The organism is Lysobacterales bacterium, assembly GCA_016721845.1.
Classification (GTDB): Bacteria; Pseudomonadota; Gammaproteobacteria; order Xanthomonadales; family Ahniellaceae; genus JADKHK01.
The window spans coordinates 1280016-1296886 of the sequence record JADKHK010000013.1; the positions used below are offsets into that span (position 1 = coordinate 1280016).

Below are 16871 nucleotides of genomic sequence, written 5' to 3' on the forward strand. Positions count from 1 at the left end.
CCGCTGCTAGGATACCGTTGACGGTATTTTCCTGACGGTATTCTTTATGAAAACCTCGATCGACATCGATGAAGCCCTGCTCGAACGCGCCCGCAAGCGCGCACGGCGCGATCGCGTCACCATCAAGCAACTGGTGGAGACCGGGCTGCGGCTGGCGCTACGCGAACCATCAGTTGATCGCTCGAAACCTGACTATGTCTGGCCTTCGGCCAGTGCCGGGCTGAACCAGCCACTCGGGACCTGGTCGGTCAACGAGATGATCGACGCCGTTCGCGACGACGCGTTTCCGTCACCGTGATCGCCGTAGACACCAACATCCTCGTCTATGCGCATGTCGAACACCTCGACCGCCATCGTCCCGCACGTGCAGCCATCGAGCGTCTGATTGCACGCGGCAAGCCTTGGGGCATTCCGTGGCCCTGCGTGCACGAATTCCTGGCCGTCATCTCGAACCGGAAGTTCCACGCCGACGCGCCGAATGTCCGCTCAATGCTCTCGATCATCGACCGCTGGCATGAAGCACCCGGATTGCATTTCATCGGCATCGGCGATCAACACTGGACGCATCTGCGCCGGTTGCTGGAACATGCCGACGTGCGCGGCGGGCAGATTCACGACGCGCGCATCGCCGCCGTCTGCGAGGAAGCCGGGGTCACCGAGTTGTGGACCGCGGACCGCGATTTCTCGCGTTTCCCAGGTCTGCGCGTTCACAACCCGCTGTAGCGGTCAGCCCCCCGCCGAACTGCCGAACGACCCGCCACGCGTGAGCGTGCGCGGGTCGAGCAGTTTCTGCAGCTTGGCGCGCGGCCAGCCGGTCTCTTCGACAGCGACATCAAGCACCGGCCGGCCTTCCTTGTAGGAACGCTTTGCAATGGCGGCGGCGCGTTCGTAGCCGATCAGCGGATTCAACGCGGTCACGAGAATCGGATTGCGGGCCAGCGCTTCGTCGATGCGCGCGTGCCGTACCGTGAATCCGGCGACGGCCTTGTCGGCCAGCAGGGTCGAGGCGTTCGACAGCAATTCGATCGACGTCAACAGATTCCACGCGATCACCGGCAGCATCACGTTCAACTGAAAGTTGCCGCTGGCCGCGGCGAATGTGATCGCGGCATCGCAACCGATCACCTGCGCGGCCACCATCGCCGCAGACTCCGGAATCACCGGATTGACCTTGCCCGGCATGATCGACGAACCGGGTTGCAGGGCCGGCAGTTCGATTTCGCCAAGCCCCGCCAACGGACCCGAATTCATCCAGCGCAGGTCGTTGGCGATCTTGGTCAGCACGATCGCGGCACTGCGCAACACGCCCGACAGTTCCACCGCCGCGTCCTGGCTGGCGATGCCGTAGAAGCGGTCGCGATGCGCGGCGAACGCGACGCCAGTCTGCGCCTTCAACGCCTTGCAGACTTCGCCACCGAAACGCTTCGGGGCATTGATGCCGGTGCCGATGGCGGTGCCACCGATCGGCAACTGGCGTGTGCGTTTCAGCGCGTCGGCGAGCCGCGCTTCGACTTCGGAAAGCTGAGTCGCCCAGGCACCAAGTTCCTGGTCGAAACGCAGCGGCATCGCATCCATCAGGTGGGTGCGTCCGGTCTTGGCGATCTTCGCGAGTTCGCGCGCCCGCCGCTCGATGGTCTGGCGCAGATGCACCAGGGCCGGCCGCAGGCGTACGCTGCATTCGAGTACCGCCGCGACCTGGATGCAGGACGGAATCACGTCGTTCGATGATTGCGCCATGTTCACGTCGTCGTTCGCATGCACGGTCTGGCCGAGCGCCTGCGACGCGAGCCGAGCAATCACCTCGTTCGCATTCATGTTGCTCGACGTGCCCGAACCGGTCTGGAACACGTCGACCGGGAACGCGTGATCGAACTCGCCTTTCGCCACGCGCGATGCCGCGACGCGGATCGCCTTCGCGCGCGCCTTCGGCATCGCGCCCAGCGTCGCGTTGGCCTCGGCACAGCTGGCCTTGAGCAATCCGAGTGCGCGCAGGAAGGCGCGCGGCATGGTCCAGCGGGACACCGGAAAGTTGTCGACGGCGCGCTGCGTCTGGATGCCCCAGAGTGCGTCGGCGGGAATCGCGAGTTCGCCGAGGCTGTCGGTCTCAGTCCGGGTGCTTCCGATGCGCGTCTGGGTCATGGGTGGCTCCGATGGATGCCGCATCTTCGCGCGATGATTGCGGCATTGCGAATTATCTGAGCGCACCTTCCGATTCGCCCGCAAGACGACGCGAGCACGCTTGCGGAGACTGCAGGTATCCGACCTAGGAGTTCGCCATGCGTCTGTTCCTACTGTTCCTGCTGGTCTGCGCCCTGCCCTGTCATGCCGGCAAGCTGTTTGCGTGTCGGGATGCAGACGGCCGGATGAGTTTCGTCGATCACGGCTGTCCGGGGGCACGCGATCGCCATGAGGTCATCTTGCCGGCCGCTGTCGCGACGGCCAAGTCGCTCTCGGACGCGGACGCGAAGCAGATCGCCGCATGGGAAAAGGCGTCGAACGCCCGGCTTCCGGCCTCGCTTGGCGGTACCACGCGATCCGGAACCGGCACCGCCGGGCGCGACCGCAACCCGCGTCGCGCACGCGACGACGCTTGCTCGACGGCAAGGGCAGCCCAGACCAAGGCCGAACGCGAGCGCAGCTTCCAGACGGGTTTCGACGAACGCCGTCGGCTATCGGATGCGGTGCTGTCGGCCTGCGGATTGCGCTAAGTCATCCCGTCGCCATGCGGTGCTTCGCTAGAATCGCGGCCTCTCCCGTTCCGGATGACCGCGATGTCGCTCGATCCCCTGATCGCCCTGTGCCCGCTCGATGGCCGCTACGCCAGCAAGATGGAGCCGCTGCGCGGCGTGTTCAGCGAATACGGCCTGATGGCCCGGCGCGTGCGTGTCGAAATCGAATGGCTGATCGTGCTGGGCAGCGAACCCGCGATTGCCGAAGTCCCGGCCTTCGACGACGCCGCCAAGGCGCAATTGCGCGCGATCGGCGCCGGTTTCGGGCTGCCGGAAGCGGCCCGCGTCAAGGTCATCGAGGCAACCACCAACCACGACGTCAAGGCGATCGAATACTTCATCAAGGAGCGCATGGCCGAATGCCCGGCATTGGCGCCGTATCGCGAATTCGTGCACTTCGCCTGCACCAGCGAGGACATCAACAACCTCGCCTATGCATTGATGCTCAAGGATGCCCGCGATGCGGTCTTCGCACCGACCCTGAAGCGCCTGCGCGACAAGCTGGCGCAACTGGCGAAACAGGCCGCCGCCAAGCCGATGCTGTCGCGCACGCATGGCCAGACGGCGTCGCCGACGACGCTCGGCAAGGAAATCGCGAACACTGTCGCCCGCCTCGACCGCCAGTGCGCCCAGCTCGACGCCTGGCAGTCGCCGGGCAAGATCAATGGCGCCGTCGGCAACTACAACGCCCATGCCGTCGCCTATCCGGAAGTCGACTGGCGGGCGTTGTCGCACCGCTTCGTTGCATCGCTCGGCCTGCAATGGAATGCGTACACGACGCAGATCGAACCGCACGACGGCATCGCCGAGATCAGCGACATCCTGCGGCGCATCGACACGATCCTGATCGATTTCTGCCGCGATGCCTGGGGTTACATCTCGCTCGGCTACTTCAAGCAGATCGTCAAGGCCGGTGAAGTCGGTTCCTCGACGATGCCGCACAAGGTCAACCCGATCGACTTCGAGAACGCCGAGGGCAACTTCGGCATCGCCAATGCCTTGTTCGAACACTTCGGCAACAAGCTGCCGATCTCGCGCTGGCAGCGGGATCTGACCGATTCCACCGTGCTGCGCACGCTCGGCGTCGCCTTCGGCCATGCCCTGGTCGGGCTCGATGCGCTGATCCGCGGCCTGACCAAGCTCAGCATCAACGACGAGCGCCTCGCCGCCGACCTCGACGCCAACTGGGAAGTGCTGGCCGAGGCGATCCAGACCGTCATGCGTCGCTACGGCCTGCCTGAACCCTACGAGCAATTGAAGGCACTGACGCGCGGCAAGGGCATCTCGCGCGAGAGCCTGCGCGAATTCATCGCCGGTCTGGAACTGCCCGAGGATGTGAAACGCAGCCTGATGGTCATGACCCCGGCCGATTACACCGGCCTCGCGACGGAGCTGGCCCATGCGATCTAGAGCGACCAACCCGCGTCCGGCGATCGAGGTGCATGCGCAACCGGGGCAGCCACTCGGCATGTCGGTCGAGAAATTTTGTCGACCTACTGGCAGAAACGCCCGCTGTTGATCCGCGGCATGCTCGGCGCCGATTTTGCGTCGCCGATCACGCCGAACGACCTCGCCGGCCTGGCCTGCGAACCGTATGCGCTGGCACGCCTGGTCACCCACGATCCGAAACGCGATCGCTGGACACTTGAATGCGGCCCGTTCGAGGAAGCGCGCTTTTCGAAGGTGCCGAAGTCGCACTGGACCTTGCTCGTGCAGGATGTCGACAAGTGGGACCGGGATGTCGGTGCGCTGCTCGCGCACGTCGATTTCCTGCCGCGCTGGCGCATCGACGACATCATGATCTCCTACGCCGTCGAGGGCGGTTCGGTTGGCGCCCATGTCGATCAATACGACGTATTCCTGATTCAGGGCCTGGGACAACGCCGCTGGCAGATCGATGTCGAACCGAATGCACCGAGAGAATTCCGGCCCGATGTCGAACTGAAGCAACTCAAGCAGTTCACGCCCTCGCATGACTGGGTGCTGTCGCCGGGCGACGTGCTCTATCTGCCACCGGGCGTGCCGCATCATGGCGTTGCGCTGGACGAGTGCATGACCCTGTCGATCGGCATGCGCGCGCCCTCCGAAGCGGAATTGCTGGTCGAACTGTCGGATCAGATCGCGGAAACCCTCGACGAAGCCCAGCGCTACAGCGATCCGGAACTGCATGCACGCGGCGACGCCCATGCCATCGACGCCAGCGACGTCGGTCGTGTCCGCCGCGCACTGTCGCGATTCCTGCAGATGGACGACGACGCACTCGGTGCCGAGTTCGCGCGCTTCATCACCCGCTACCGCAACGCCCAGACCCCGGCACCGCGCCCACGCCCGCTGACTGCCGCGCAGTTTGCGGCCCGCATCGGCAAGGGCGCGGCACTGGCACGACATCCGTTCGCGCGCATGGCGACCTGTGCGGGCAAGCGTGGGCGGGTATCGGTGTATCTCGCCGGCCAGGCTTTCGACACCAGCGCGCGGATGGCACGATTGCTGGGCGGCGACGAGATCGTGGCGCCTTCCGTGACCGCGCTGAACGACGCCGAACGCGCCGATCTGCTGAAATGGCTCAACCTCGGCCTGATCGGATTCGTGTCATGACTGCGAACCTGCGCGTTGTCGATGCCCATTACCCGGCCGATTTCGAACGCCTGCGTGCCGTGCGCGAACCGGTCTTCGTGATCGAGCAGCATTGTCCGATCGAAGAAGAATGGGACGCCCTCGACGCGCCATCGGCGCATGCCCTGGTGTTGAACGAGCGCGACGAACCCGTGGCCACCGGCAGGCTGACCCCGGACCACAAGATCGGCCGCATGGCGGTGCTCGCCGATTATCGCGGCAGCGGTGTCGGCGCGCTGATCATGGAACACCTGATCGCCAAGGCCCGCGCGCTCGGTTATCCCGAACTGGCATTGTCCTCGCAGGTCCATGCCATTCCGTTCTACGAGCGCTTCGGCTTCATTGCCGATGGCCCGGAATACCCGGACGCGAACATCCCGCACCGGATGATGTATCGGCCGCTGCCAGCGACGTCACCGACCGGCCTGATCCAGTTCGATCGCGCCGCCGCCGCACGCGTCACCGCGATGGACCTGATGCGTGCGGCGCGCCATCGCATCGGCATCGCCAGCCATTCGCTCGACGCCGAACTGTTCGACCACGACGCGGTGATCGCGCTGATCAAGCGTGTCGCGATGTCCGGGCGCGGCGCCCGTATCCAGATTCTGGTCGAGGACATCACGACCGCGGTGCAGAACAGCCATCGCCTGGTCGGCTTGGCGCAGCGCCTGTCCAGCCTGGTCGAAGTCCGTCGGGCGAACCGCCGAGCCGATCCCGAATTCGGACCTGCCGTCGTGTTGAGCGACCATGGCGGCTGGCTGCGCCGCCCCGACCCGACTCGCTTCGAAGGCGAGGCCTGTCTCGACGACCGCCCGCGTGCCCGCGAAATGTGGCTGTCTTTCGATCGTTCCTGGGAACGCGCCGAGCCGGAAAGCGCCGTCCGCGCGCTGAAACTTTAGTCGCATTGCCCTGGAATCGCCGCCCGCAGCGGAAGGCCTTGCGGCTATAATCGCGGGCCGTTTCCGCGCCGCACCATTTGCGTGCGCAAGCCTCGGATTCCCTTCATTTTTTCGCTGCATCGACAGCAGAGTGACCGGCATGAGTCTTCTCGAACAATTCAGGGCGTCGTCCCAGCTCGGTACCGGCAATGCCGCGTACGTGGACGAGTTGTATGAACTCTGGCTGGCTGACCCGAACGGGGTCGGCACGGAATGGCAGCGTTACTTCGACACCCTGAAAGGCCGCGAAGCCGGTGATCGCGCGCACGGCCCGGTGATCGCCGGATTCGCCGAGGCCGCGAAGCAGCGCCCGGCCTTGGCCGCCACCGCGCCGGCCAGCAACGAATACGCAGAGAAGCAGGCGGCTGTGCTGAAGCTGGTGACCGCCTATCGATCGCGCGGACATCTCGGTGCCGCGCTCGACCCGCTCGGCATGACCGCCAAGCCGGAAGCGCCTGACCTCGACCTGCCTTTCCACAGTCTGTCGAACGCCGACCTCGATACCGAATTCACCACAAACTCCCTGGTTGGCGCGCCCCGCATGACGCTGCGCAACCTGCTGGCCAAGCTCAAGGCGACCTATTCGAACACGATCGGCGCCGAGTTCATGCACATCAGCGACTCGGTACAACGGCGCTGGTTCTACGATCGGCTTGAAACTGCGGCTGGCCGCTTCGGCTTCGACGTCGCGAAACGGCAGCGTCTGCTCGAACGCCTGACCGCGGCCGAGGGACTGGAACGCTATCTGCACACCAAGTACGTCGGCCAGAAGCGCTTCTCGCTGGAAGGCGGCGAATCGCTGATCCCGATGGTCGATGGCGTGATCCAGAGCGCAGGCAGCCAGGGCGTCAAGGAAATCGTCATCGGCATGGCCCATCGCGGCCGCCTCAACCTGCTGATCAATACCTTGGGCAAGGCACCGGGCCTGCTGTTCGACGAGTTCGAAGGCAAGCACGCGCATCACACCGATCCGGCCCACACCGGCGATGTGAAGTACCACATGGGTTACTCGGCCGATGTGCGCACTCCGGGCGGCGCCGTGCATCTGGCGCTGGCCTTCAATCCCTCGCATCTCGAAATCGTCGATCCGGTGGTGGCCGGCTCGGTGCGTGCGCGCCAGGCGCGTCGCAACGACGACAGCGGCGCCCAGGTACTGCCCATCCTGATCCATGGCGACTCGGCCTTCGCCGGTCAGGGCGTGATCATGGAACTGTTCAACATGTCGCAGGCGCGCGGTTTCGCGGTCGGCGGCACCGTGCATCTGGTCGTGAACAACCAGGTCGGGTTCACCACCAGCCGCCCGGATGACACGCGTTCGACGCTCTACTGCACCGATGTCGCGAAGATGGTGGGTGCACCGATCATCCACGTGAATGGCGACGATCCGGAAGCCTGCCTGTTCGTGGCCGAGCTTGCGTTCGCCTATCGCAAGCAGTTCGCTCGCGACATCGTGATCGATCTGGTCTGTTATCGCCGCCACGGCCACAACGAAGCCGACGAGCCGGCGGCGACACAGCCGCTGATGTACCAGAACATCCGCGCCCGCAAGACCACGCGCGAACTGTATGCCGAGCAGCTTGCCGCCGCAGCGGTGATCCAGCCCGCCGAAGCCAAGGCCCTGGTCGACGGCTATCGCGCCAAGCTCGATGCCGGCCAGTCGGTGGCTGAACTGTCGAAGCCGGACGACGGCCTGCCGCATATCGAATGGCACCACTTCCACGATGGCAAGCTCGACGATGCCGTCGTCACCGGCGTCCCGGCGACAAGCTCAAGGCGCTGTCGGATCGCATCAACACCATTCCGGCGAACTGGTCCCTGCATTCGCGCGTCGCCAAGGTCTACGAAGACCGGCTGAAGATGGCCAGCGGCGAACTGCGCATGGACTGGGGCTTTGCCGAAACGCTGGCCTACGCGACGCTGATCGACGAAGGTCACAAACTGCGCGTCGACGGTCAGGACGCCGGGCGCGGCACCTTTTTCCATCGCCATGCCGTCATCCACGACCAGAAGACCGGCGAAGCGCATTTCCCGCTGCGCGCCCTGGCCGAGAATCCGAAGTCGGTGGCGGTGATCGATTCGGTGCTCAGCGAAGAAGCGGTGATGGGCTTCGAATACGGCTATTCGACCACCGACCCGCAAACGCTGGTGATCTGGGAAGGCCAGTTCGGCGACTTCGCGAACGGCGCCCAGGTGGTGATCGACCAGTTCATCTCCTCGGGTGAAGCGAAGTGGGGCCGCCTCTGCGGCATGGCCCTGTTCCTGCCGCATGGCTACGAAGGCCAGGGGTCCGGAGCACTCCTCGGCGCGCCTCGAACGCTTCCTGCAACTGTGCGCGGCGAACAACATGCAGGTCTGCACGCCGACCACGCCGGCGCAGATGTTCCACATGCTGCGCCGGCAAATGGTTCGCAACGTGCGCAAGCCGCTGGTGGTGATGACGCCGAAGTCGATGTTGCGCCACAAGCTCTCGACCTCGACCATGGAGGAATTGGCGAACGGCACGTTCCAGCGCCTGATCCCGGACAGTTACGCGAAGGACGCCAGCCTGGTGTCGCGCGTCATCGTCTGCGGCGGCAAGGTCTATTACGACCTGATCGAGGAAGCCGAAAAGCGCGCGCTGAAGGATGTCGCGATCGTGCGTGTCGAGCAGCTGTATCCGTTCCCGCGCAGCGAACTTGGTGCCGAACTGAAGCGTTTCGCGTCGGCGAAGGACGTGGTCTGGTGTCAGGAAGAACCGATGAACCAGGGTGCCTGGTACCAGATCGGCCATCATCTGCGCGCCTGCCTCGGCGACAAGCACAAGCTCCATTACGCCGGGCGCGTGCGCACGCCGGCCCCGGCCTGCGGCCACTTCTCGACCCATGTGATCGAGCAGGCTGCATTGATCGAACAAGCGCTGGTTGCCAAGCTCAACGGCGACCTGAGTCACGACTAACCTGATCCAACTTACAGAGCAGAGGACGCACGCATGTCCATCGAAGTCAAAGTCCCGGTCCTGCCCGAATCGGTGTCCGACGCCGTCATCGCCACCTGGCACAAGCAGCCCGGCGACGCCGTGCGCCGCGACGAAAACCTGGTCGATCTGGAAACCGACAAGGTCGTGCTGGAAGTGCCGGCACCGGCCGATGGCGTGCTCAAGCAGATCATCAAGAACACCGGCGACACAGTCGGTTCGCAGGAACTGATCGCGATCATCGAAGCCGGGGCCGTCGCAGCGGCACCCGCGCCCGCAGCGGTCGCCGCTGCGCCGACCGCTGCGGCTCCGTCGGTGCCTGCCGCGACGTCGGCCGAACTCTCGCCGGCCGGTCGTCGCGTCGCCGAAGAAAACAGGATCGATGCGGCCAATGTCGCCGGCACCGGCCGTGGTGGTCAGGTGACCAAGGAAGACCTGGTCAACTTCATGCGCAGCGGCGGCACCGTGACGCCGGCCGCGAAGCCGGCTGCTGCAGCGCCCGCGGCGGTTGCGGCACCGACCGGACCGCGCAGCGAACAGCGCGTACCGATGACACGCATGCGCACGCGCATTGCCGAACGCATGATGCAGGCGAAGAATTCGATCGCGATGCTGACCTCGTTCAACGAGATCAACCTCAAGGCGGTCTCCGATATGCGCAAGGCGCATCAGGAAGCCTTCGAGAAGGCGAACGGGATCAAGCTCGGCTTCATGAGCTTCTTCGTCAAGGCCGCGGCCGATGCGCTGAAGCGCCATCCGATCGTGAACTCGTCGGTCGATGGCAATGACGTGATTTATCACGGCTACAGCGACATCTCGATCGCGGTCGCCACCGAAAAGGCCTGGTCACCCCGGTGCTGCGCAACGCCGAAACCCTGGGCTTCGCCGACATCGAGAAGGCCATCGCCGGATATGCGAAGAAGGCCCGCGAAGGCGGCCTCGCGCTCGAAGACCTGCAGGGCGGCACCTTCACGATCACCAACGGCGGCACCTTCGGCTCGCTGTTCTCGACGCCGATCGTCAACCCGCCGCAGTCGGCCATCCTCGGCATGCACGCGATCAAGGAGCGCGCCATCGTCGAGAACGGCGTCGTGGTGGCCGCACCGATGATGTACGTCGCACTCAGCTACGACCACCGCATCATCGACGGCAAGGACGCGGTGCTGTTCCTGGTCGACATCAAGAACCAGCTCGAAAACCCGCACCGCATGCTGTTGGGGCTTTGAGACCATGAGCGATCAACAGTTTGATGTCATCGTCATCGGCGGCGGTCCCGGCGGGTATGTCGCGGCGATCCGCGCGGCGCAACTGGGTCTGAAGACGGCCTGCGTCGACGCCTTCCTCGGCAAGGACGGCAAGCCCGCGCTCGGCGGCACCTGCCTCAACATCGGCTGCATCCCGTCCAAGGCGATGCTCGATTCGTCCAAGCAGTTCCACAACCTGACCCACGGCTTCGCAGCGCACGGCATCAGCGCCGACAACGCGAAGATCGACGTCGGCACGATGGTCGGGCGCAAGGACAAGATCGTGAAGCAGTTCACCGGCGGCATCACGATGCTGTTCAAGGGCAACAAGGTCACGCCCTTCGCCGGTTGGGGCAAGCTGCTGCCGGGACGCCAGGTCGAAGTGACCGCGCATGACGGTTCGAAGCAGACGCTGTCGGCGACGAACGTGATCATCGCCTCGGGTTCGGTGCCGATCGAACTGCCGTTCGCGAAATTCGACGGCGAACACATCGTCGACAACGCCGGCGCGCTCGATTTCACTGCGGTGCCGAAGCGCCTTGGCGTGATCGGTGCCGGCGTCATTGGTCTCGAACTCGGCTCGGTGTGGAAGCGCCTCGGCGCCGACGTCACCGTGCTCGAAGCGCTGCCCGATTTCCTCGCCGCAGCCGATGCCGATATCGCCAAGCTCGCCAAGCGCGAATTCGACAAGCAGGGCCTGAAGATCCTGCTCGGGGCGAAGTGCTCGAAGTCCGAGATCAAGAACGGCGAGGTGCACCTGACCTGGTCCGACAAGGACGGAGAGAAGACCCAGGCCTTCGACAAGCTGCTGGTCGCGGTCGGCCGTCGCGCCTGTACCGAGAAGCTGCTCGCGGACGGCACCGGCGTGAAGCTGGACGAACGCGGTCGCGTCATCGTCGACGAGCACAACTGGACCGGTGTCGAAGGTGTTTGGGGCGTCGGCGACTGCGTGCGCGGCCCGATGCTGGCGCACAAGGCCTCCGAAGAAGGCATCGCCGTCGCCGAGATCATCGCCGGCAAGCCCGGCCACGTGAACCTCGACACCGTGCCGTGGGTCATCTACACCGAGCCGGAAGTCAGCTGGGTCGGCAAGACCGAACAGCAGCTCAAGGCCGAAGGCGTGCCGTACAAGACCGGCAGCTTCCCGTTCGCCGCGATCGGTCGCGCCGTCGCGATGAACGAGACCGCGGGCATGGTCAAGGTCATCGCCCACGCCGAGACCGATCGTCTGCTCGGCGTGCACATGGTCGGTCCGGTCGTCTCGGAGCTGATCCACGAAGCCGTGGTCGCGATGGAATTCCACGGATCGGCCGAAGACCTCGCGCGCATCTGCCACGCCCATCCGACCCTGTCTGAAGCCGTGCACGAAGCCGCGCTCGCGGTCGACAAGCGGGCGATCCACAAGGCGAATTGATCAGACCATCGCGGTGCGCTGATAGCGCAACTTGGCCTCATGCGCGCGGATCAAGGCCGCGCGCAATTCGTCGATGATGATCGGCTTGGCAACGAAATCGTTCATGCCGGCCGCGAGAAAACGTTCGCGGCTGCCGGTGAGTACATGTGCGGTCACCGCGACGATCTGCGGCGCATCCTGATGCCCGACCCGCAATCGCACCGCCCGTGACGCCTCGATCCCGTCCATTTCCGGCATCTCGACGTCCATCAGGATCAGGTCGTAGGCCTTTTTCTCGATCGCGACCAGCGCCTCGCGCCCATGATTCGCGATGTCGCAGCTGTAGCCCAGCGCCTCGAGCATCATCTGCATCAGCATCTGGTTGATCAGGTTGTCTTCGGCCACAAGAATGCTGAGCGGATGCCGTTCTGACAGCTTGGCGATGGCCTGGGCCCCGGCATCGCGGACCAGCGTCTTGGGCGCCGCATCGAATTCGTGCAGCAGCCCGAGCAATACGCTCGGCCGGATGGGCCGGATGATGGTGCCGAGGTCGCGCACCCAGTCCGGCAAATTGCGCTGGGTGACATCGCGCAGCGACACCATGCGTGCGATCGCGGGATCTCGCTGATGGCGCGCGAGGATTTCGTCGACCAGTTCCGGGTAGTCGGCGAACAGGCGGTCGTCGAGCAGCAGCAGTTGCTGCTCGACCAGGATCGATTCGGGCAGTGGATCGCTGCCATTGCAGCTCATCACCGATACCCCGAAACGGCGCAACTGGGTGACCGCCGCATCGCGTGACGTCCGATGCGGCGACGCCACCATCACCTGCACGTTGCGGATCTCCGGCAGGACGCTGCCGTGGTCCTCGAACGGCAGGCGAATGTCGAAATGGCTGCCTTGCCCGGGCAGGCTGGTCGCATTGATCTCGCCATTCATCAGTTCGGCCAACCGCCGGCAAATGGCCAGCCCCAGCCCGGTGCCGCCGTGTCGCCGCGTCATCGAACCATCGCCTTGACGGAACGGCAGGAAGACCTGGCCGATCAGTTCGTCGCTCATGCCGATGCCGGTATCGCTGACCTGGAAATTGAATTCGACGCGCCGGTCGTCCTGCGGATGCGCCTGTACGGTCAGACGGACCTCGCCCCGATCGGTGAACTTGATCGCGTTGACCAGCACGTTCACCAGGATCTGGCGCAATCGGGTCGGATCGCCACGCACGCGTCGGCAGGCTTCGGGCGCGACATCCAGGAACAGGTCCAGCCCCTTGGCCTCGGCCTGTTGCGCGACGATCTCGATCGACGACTCGATGCAGGCGAGCGTGTCGAACTCGGTCGCGTCGATCGGCATTTCGCCGGCCTCGATGCGCGAGAAGTCGAGGACATCGTTGATCAGGCGCAGCAACAGGTCGCCGCTGGAACGAATGGTTTCGAGCAGCTCGCGCTGGCGGGCATCGAGATCGGTATCCACCAGTAGCCTAGTCATGCCGAGCACCGCATTCATCGGCGTTCGCAGTTCGTGGCTGGTTGCGGCGAGAAAGCTCGACTTCGCACGCGACGCTTGCTCGGCCGTCGCCAGCGCCAGCGCCATCGCCTGGGCCTGTTCGCGCCGCTCGGTGATGTCGTACGTCACGCCGACCAGCTTGTCCGGCCGGCCATCGTGGCCGCGCACCAGTTGCCCGAGCGCCGAGAACCAGCGGCGCTGCCCGCAGTCCTTGCGCACGCCGTATTCGACTTCGTAGTGACCCTGGTCGGCGATCGCGCGCTGCATCGCGGCGTCAAGCCGCGCGGCGTCCTCGGGCTCCACGATCCGCGCGAAGTCGTCGTGTGCGCGCGGGCTGAAGCCGTAGAAATCGATATCGCGCGGTCCGCCGTGGCGGATGCCGCTGCGCAGGTCGATCTCCCAGATGTTCAGTCCGGCACCTTCGATCGCGAGCTCCTGCAAACGCCGGCTTTCGATCAGGGCCGCCTCGGCCGCCTTGCGCGCGGTAATGTCCCAGACCAGACCCGACAGACGCACGACCCGACCGCCGGTGTCGCGCATCGGGGTACCGCGCGACAGCAGCCAGTGCACGCTGCCATCCGGCCAGATCACGCGGAACTCGCTCTGGTAGTCATTGCCCGAGCGCAGGCTCTGGTCGATATCGGCCTGATGGCGTTCGAGGTCGTCGGGATGCACGCGGGTCTTCGCGGTATGGATGGTGGCCGGCGATTCGCCGAGCACCGCAAGATCGTCGCCGATGGCATGGCGCGTGCCACTCACCAGATCCCATTCCCACGAGACCATGCGCGCCGCATCCAGCGCACGCCGCAACTGAGCCTCGGATTCGCGCAGGGCAATGTCCGCGCGCTTCTGTTCTGTGATGTCCCAGGACAGACCGACCTGGCGCAGAGGGGCATCACGGGCGTCCCGCTCCAGTCGCCCCACGGCCTTGATCCAGCGCACATCGCCGTCGGCTCGCAGGATCCGGAATTCGATCTCGAACCGATCCACCGGCACTGCGCCCTCGCCCCACAGCGCGCGCACCCGCTCGCGATCATCCGGATGGGTCAGCGCGACGAGTTGCTCGCCACTGTCGATCTTGCAACCGAACAAGTCGACATCGCGTTCGCCGCCGGAGGCGCGCTGCAGGGCGAAGTCCCATTCCCAGGCATTGAAGCGGCCGGCATCCAGCGCCATCGCGCGACTCGCGGCCATGCGCTCGGATTCGATCTGTGCCAGCTTGCGCGCGGTGATGTCCCAACTGGCGCCGACCAGGCGACCGGACTGTGCGCATCACGCCCGATCACCCTCGCCACCACGCATCGCCAGCGCGGACTGGCGCCCGCACCGACGCGATATTCGATGCTGCCGTGGTCCTCGCCCGCCATCACCGCGTTCAGGGCCAGGGTGAACTGGTCGCCGTCATCGGGATGCACGAAGCGTTCGCGCATGTCGGCCAGGTCGACCGGATGGTCGCCGAACAGCTCGACATCACGCATGCCGACGACGCGACGACTGGTCGCGAGGTCGTACTCGAACAGGTTCAACTGCACCGCATCCATGACCATTTCGAGATGCCGCATCGCCTCCAGGCGTTCGGCTTCGGCGCGCTTCTGGTGCGTGGTGTCGAAATGGCAGATCACCGCCCCGCCGTCGCCACCGAGGCGCACGATCGAGAGCAGGAAATGTCGGCGCGCACGCTCGCCCTGACCGAGGCAGTACTCGTGCTCGAAGCGCATGCGGTCACCGCGCAGCACGTCGGCAAGACCACGACAGACTTCCGCGGCGTGACCACCGCCGCTGCGGGCCGAGCGTTCGCACAAGTCTCGGTAGTTCCATCCGACGACGGCTTCCGCCACCACGCCTTCGTGCAGTCGCCAGGCCCGGTTGCCCATCAGGATATTGCCCTGCGCGTCGACGACGCAGACCTGGGCCGGCAAGGCGTCGATCATCGCCAACTGCGCTTCCGACTGCGCGGCGCTGCGCGCCACCCGCAATTCGGTGCAGATCAGATGCTTGACCTTGGCGCACAGCCAGCGCGGATGCAGCGGCTGGCGCATGAGGTCCCAGTGACCGTCCGGCGGTTCCGCCAAAAGGCGATCTACGGCATCGTCGCTGTCGGCGATGAACAGCACCGGCGCAGACTCGATGCCGGGCATGCGCCGCAACTTCTCGACCACCAGCGCCCAGCCTTCGGCGTGGGCGAGATCGACCACGACGCAACGGATCGGCCACACGGTCAGCGACGCCAGCGCGCGGCCGGCATCGGTGGCGCGTTCGAGCCGCGCATCCAGTCCTGCAAGCGCCGCGGTCACCGCATCCTGAAAGGCGGGGTCGGCACTGAGGATCAAGCAGACGGGGCGTGAGCCCTCGCTCATCGCAACGGGTCCTTGATTCGTCGCCGGATTATGCCGCCGCCCAAGCCGCACGCGTGCAAATGATTGCAGCGGCCCGCGATAATGGCGGATCGACCGCAGCGGAGCCGCCCATGACCATCCCCGAACGATTCCGCGCCTACCGCGTGCATGCCGAAGGCCAGTCGGCACGCGGGCGCATCGACGACATCGGGCTGGATGACCTGATGCCGGGCGAGCTGGTCATCCGCACCGCCGGTTCCAGCGTCAACTACAAGGACGCGCTCGCCGGCAGCGGCCAAGGCAAGATCCTGCGCCAATACCCGCTGGTCGGCGGAATCGACGTCGCCGGGCACGTCATGCAATCCAGCGACCCGCGATTCAAGGAAGGCGATGCCGTGCTCGTGACCGGCTGCGGGCTGTCGGAAACCCGCGACGGCGGCTACAGCGAATACGCACGCGTCGAGGCGGCGTGGGCAATCCCGCTGCCGCCCGGCCTGAGTCTGCGCGAAGCAATGATCCTCGGCACTGCCGGCTTTACCGCGGCGCTGTCGCTGTACCGCATGGAAGCCAACGGTCAGACGCCGGAGATGGGTCCGATCGTCGTCACCGGCGCGACCGGCGGCGTCGGCATGATCGCGATCGACCTGCTCGCCACCGCTGGCTACGAGGTGCACGCGATCAGCGGCAAGACCGACCAGTTCGACGCACTGATCGCACTCGGCGCACGACAATGCATCGCCCGCAGCCAGCTCGACCTCGGCCAGCGGCCGCTGGAAACCGCGACCTGGGCCGGCGCGATCGACAATGTCGGCGGCGACCTGCTCGCAGCGCTGACCCGCGTGATTCGCCCCTACGGCAACATCGCCAGCTGTGGCATGGCCGGCGGCAGCGACCTGCACACCACGGTGATGCCCCTCATCATCCGCGGCGTCAGCGTGCTTGGCATCGCCTCGGCGGGCACCGCATACAACATCCGCCGCGTCTTGTGGGAGCGCCTGGCGTCAATGTGGAAGCCGAAACACTTGGAAACGATTCTCACGAAGACCGCAACGCTGGATGAATTGGACGGCGTTTTTGCTAGGATGCTTTCCGGCGGCTCGTTCGGACGCACCTTGGTGCAGTTTTGACGGGTTCTGCAACAACAACGACAACCATACGCAACGAG

General features: G+C 65.3%; 9 protein-coding genes and 3 pseudogenes. 10 read left to right on the forward strand and 2 right to left on the reverse strand.

Annotation, left to right across the window (positions count from 1 at the left end; genetic code table 11):
- The first annotated feature begins 46 nt into the window (after window positions 1-46).
- On the forward strand, window positions 47-298 hold the full coding sequence (locus IPP28_13205) for a hypothetical protein (protein MBL0041973.1): 252 nt from the start codon (window positions 47-49) through the stop codon (window positions 296-298).
- Window positions 295-723, forward strand: coding sequence for a type II toxin-antitoxin system VapC family toxin (locus IPP28_13210; GenBank protein MBL0041974.1), 429 nt, complete (start codon window positions 295-297; stop codon window positions 721-723). Before IPP28_13205 ends, IPP28_13210 begins: the two co-directional genes overlap by 4 nt.
- A gap of 3 nt (window positions 724-726) precedes the next feature.
- Here the strand turns inward: IPP28_13210 and IPP28_13215 are convergent, their stop codons facing one another.
- Window positions 727-2139 (reverse strand): class II fumarate hydratase, encoded by a 1413-nt coding sequence (locus tag IPP28_13215; protein MBL0041975.1) that lies wholly within the window; start codon window positions 2137-2139, stop codon window positions 727-729.
- A gap of 137 nt (window positions 2140-2276) precedes the next feature.
- On the opposite strand from IPP28_13215, the gene IPP28_13220 reads away from it, so the two are divergent.
- From IPP28_13220 to lpdA, 7 genes and pseudogenes are all read left to right on the forward strand, one after another.
- Window positions 2277-2708, forward strand: coding sequence for a DUF4124 domain-containing protein (locus tag IPP28_13220; protein MBL0041976.1), 432 nt, complete (start codon window positions 2277-2279; stop codon window positions 2706-2708).
- Between the two features lie 63 nt (window positions 2709-2771).
- Window positions 2772-4139: an adenylosuccinate lyase gene (purB, locus tag IPP28_13225; protein MBL0041977.1), complete on the forward strand. Its 1368-nt coding sequence runs from the start codon at window positions 2772-2774 to the stop codon at window positions 4137-4139.
- Window positions 4129-5324 (forward strand): annotated as a pseudogene (locus IPP28_13230) (cupin domain-containing protein). The gene purB and the pseudogene IPP28_13230 overlap by 11 nt, the downstream one beginning before the upstream one ends.
- On the forward strand, window positions 5321-6241 hold the full coding sequence (locus IPP28_13235; GenBank protein MBL0041978.1) for a GNAT family N-acetyltransferase: 921 nt from the start codon (window positions 5321-5323) through the stop codon (window positions 6239-6241). The pseudogene IPP28_13230 and the gene IPP28_13235 overlap by 4 nt, the downstream one beginning before the upstream one ends.
- Window positions 6242-6380: 139 nt before the next feature.
- Window positions 6381-9215 (forward strand): annotated as a pseudogene (locus IPP28_13240) (2-oxoglutarate dehydrogenase E1 component).
- 33 nt (window positions 9216-9248) lie between these two features.
- Window positions 9249-10459, forward strand: a pseudogene (gene odhB / locus IPP28_13245) (2-oxoglutarate dehydrogenase complex dihydrolipoyllysine-residue succinyltransferase).
- A gap of 4 nt (window positions 10460-10463) precedes the next feature.
- Window positions 10464-11891, forward strand: a complete 1428-nt coding sequence (lpdA, locus tag IPP28_13250; GenBank protein MBL0041979.1) for a dihydrolipoyl dehydrogenase — start codon at window positions 10464-10466, stop codon at window positions 11889-11891.
- Here lpdA and IPP28_13255 read toward each other — a convergent pair whose 3' ends face one another.
- A complete protein-coding gene (locus tag IPP28_13255; protein MBL0041980.1) occupies window positions 11892-14564 on the reverse strand; it encodes a PAS domain-containing protein in 2673 nt (890 codons plus the stop codon). It abuts the gene before it with no gap.
- Window positions 14565-15837: 1273 nt separating this feature from the next.
- Here IPP28_13255 and IPP28_13260 point away from each other — a divergent pair.
- Entirely contained in the window at window positions 15838-16833 is a 996-nt protein-coding gene (locus IPP28_13260) for a YhdH/YhfP family quinone oxidoreductase (protein MBL0041981.1), read from the forward strand.
- Window positions 16834-16871 lie beyond the last annotated feature (38 nt).